Annotated in this window: 2 protein-coding genes; one reads left to right on the forward strand and one right to left on the reverse strand. The window is 37.9% G+C overall.

Features of this window, described 5'->3' with window-relative positions; genetic code table 11:
• Positions 1-245: GNAT family N-acetyltransferase (locus AC1DRF_RS27355; protein ID WP_477742230.1), on the forward strand; the 245-nt coding region annotated here is incomplete at its 5' end.
• A gap of 20 nt (positions 246-265) precedes the next feature.
• On the opposite strand, the gene AC1DRF_RS27360 is transcribed toward AC1DRF_RS27355, so the two are convergent.
• Positions 266-1,288, reverse strand: coding sequence for a LysM peptidoglycan-binding and 3D domain-containing protein (locus tag AC1DRF_RS27360; protein ID WP_477742231.1), 1,023 nt, complete (start codon positions 1,286-1,288; stop codon positions 266-268).
• Between the last annotated feature and the right edge of the window lie 240 nt (positions 1,289-1,528).

Raw genomic sequence — 1,528 nt, forward strand, 5'->3', positions numbered from 1 at the left:
GAATCGGCAGCAAAGTCATTAAAAAGTTAGAAGTACTGTATAAACGTAACCAATATTCTAAAATGATTGTAGGAACAGCGGACTCCAGCCTTGAAAACATAGCATTTTATAAAAAGGCAGGCTTTTATCAAAGGGGTGTCAAAAAGAATTTCTTTTTGCAGTACGTTCCACCGGTTTACGAGAATGGCTTGCAAGCTATCGATATGATTATGTTTGAAAAAAAATTAAAAAGCAGAAGCGACTAACACGCTTCTGCTTTTAGTGATTAATCTAAAATTTGAAGTTTTACCGTTTTGCGTCCCCAATTTAAAGCTGAGCTTTGAGATGCCATAAATAAATCAACGCGAGTACCTTTAATGGCACCGCCAGTATCTCCAGCAATTGCTTCTCCGTAACCTTCTACGTATACGCGAGAACCTAATGGAATCACGCGAGGATCAACTGCAATTACTTTTCGATTAGGATTTGACCWTAGGTCGATGCCTGTAGCAGTGATTCCGCTGCAGCCTGCACAGTAAGCAGTATAAGCTGTTGCTTCAACCGTAATCTCTTTCGAAACCGACTTGCTTTCTTGCACTGGAGCAGGTGCCGGCGTTGAAGTCGACGGTGTTGAAGGAGCAGTAGTCGCTGGCGTTGATGGTTTTGCTTGAGTTGCAGCTTGTCCGCCTACTTGTAGCACTTGATTAATGTAAATCGTATTAGACGATAAGTTATTCCACTGTTTTAATTGAGAAATTGAAATGCCGTGTCGCTGTGCTACGCTCCACATTGTATCTCCAGGCTGAACTTTGTAACTTTTACTGTTGCTAGGAGCCGGGGATGCTTGCGTTTCGTTTGTTTTTTCTTGTACAGGTGCTGAAGGTGATGATGAAACAGTTCCTGTTCCGCTTATTTTTAATACTTGATTCACATAAATTAAATGACTAGATAAGTTATTCCACTCTTTTAGCTGCTGTACAGAAGTACCGTTGTTTTTAGCGATACGATAAAGCGTGTCGCCTGATTTTACTGTATATGTATGGTTTGAAGATGTCGTAGTTGGAGTTGAACTAGATGAAGAGTCAGTAGATGTAGATCCAATTTGTAGTGTTTGGTTTGCATAAATTAATGTCGAAGAAAGACCATTCCACTTTTTTAAGTCTTCAACTGTTACATTATGCTGCTGTGAGATGCTGAATAACGTTTCTCCAGCTTTTACTTTATGCGTGTCTGTGTCAGCTGATGCTGCGTCTGCAATTCCAATTGATACTAAAGCTGTGGCCCCTAATGTAAAAATGTGTTTTTTCATCTAATATTTCTCCTTTATTTCCAATAGTTGTCTCTTATTCTATCAGCAATATGTAACAAACTCATGACAAAATGGTGGGTTTTATATTACAAGTTTGTAACAATACGTCTAAAGATATAGAAAAAACGCGGTTTTTTTACGATTATGATGAAAAAAGGCTTAATTTGTCTATAGAGATAGAATAGTAAAAAAGTATTCTACTTTTATAAAAATGAAAAGGAAAGAAGCTATGCTATATTC

It is taken from the genome of Priestia sp. P5_B4 (assembly GCF_056400385.1).